The 968-nt window shown below is 47.3% G+C and carries 1 protein-coding gene; it reads left to right on the top strand.

What is annotated here, in order from left to right:
• Positions 1-863 (top strand): diaminopimelate decarboxylase (gene lysA / locus C7R94_RS29755; RefSeq protein ID WP_106786054.1); only part of this gene is annotated, 863 nt, incomplete at its 5' end.
• Between the last annotated feature and the right edge of the window lie 105 nt (positions 864-968).

The following is a 968-nucleotide window of genomic DNA, read 5'->3' as shown; positions in this document are numbered from 1 at the left end:
TACGTGTCACACCGGGCGTAGAAGCTCATACACATGAATACATTTCTACGGGGCAGATCGACTCCAAGTTTGGCTTTGATGTGCAAAACGGCCAGGCTCTTGAGGCGATTCAATTCTCTCACGAAAGCAATCATCTCCATTTATTAGGAGTTCACAGCCATATTGGATCACAAATATTTGAAACAGAAGGCTTCCTCGTCGCTGTCAAACGATTGACAGAACTGTTGGGCGAAGCAAAAGAAAAACTTGGATTCCTGCCAGAAGTACTGAATGTAGGAGGCGGCTTCGGTATTCGGTATGTAGAAGGCGATACACCACAGCCAGCGGAAACGTATATCAAAGCCATTACAGATATCGTTCGCCAAGAGCTGACGGCGCTTGCGATTCCTCTACCTGAGATTTGGATCGAACCAGGCCGGAGTATTGTAGGGGATGCTGGGACAACCTTGTATCGAATTGGATCGCATAAGGACATTCCAAATGTCCGGAAATATATTGCGGTAGATGGTGGTATGACAGACAATCTGCGACCAGCTTTGTACGATGCAGAATACGAAGCAGCGATTGCGAACAAAATGAATGCACCTGCCACTGAAGTTGTATCCATTGCAGGGAAGTGCTGTGAGTCAGGTGATATGCTCATCTGGGATGTGAAGCTGCCAGAAGCGCAAGCGGGCGATATTCTCGCAGTCCCAAGTACAGGTGCATACGGCTATTCGATGGCGAACAACTACAACCGAATCGCTCGTCCCGCAGTTGTATTTGTCAAGGACGGAGAAGCAGAAGTGGTCGTAAGACGCGAAACGTACGCAGAAGTAGTCGGTCATGATGTTTTGCCAAAACGTGCGCAGCTTATGCGCTAAACTTCATAAAAAATGCACAAACCTTCCCGAGCGATTGGGAAGGTTTTGTATATCCTTCATCTCCCATTCATAATGGCTTAATGTTTTCTCGGCATAATGAGAGGG

It is taken from the genome of Brevibacillus sp. NRRL NRS-603 (genome assembly GCF_003013445.1).
GTDB classification, from domain to species: Bacteria; Bacillota; Bacilli; order Brevibacillales; family Brevibacillaceae; genus Brevibacillus; species Brevibacillus formosus.
The sequence above is the reverse complement of the archived record's forward strand: the minus strand, read 5'-3'. Positions and strand labels throughout refer to the sequence as shown.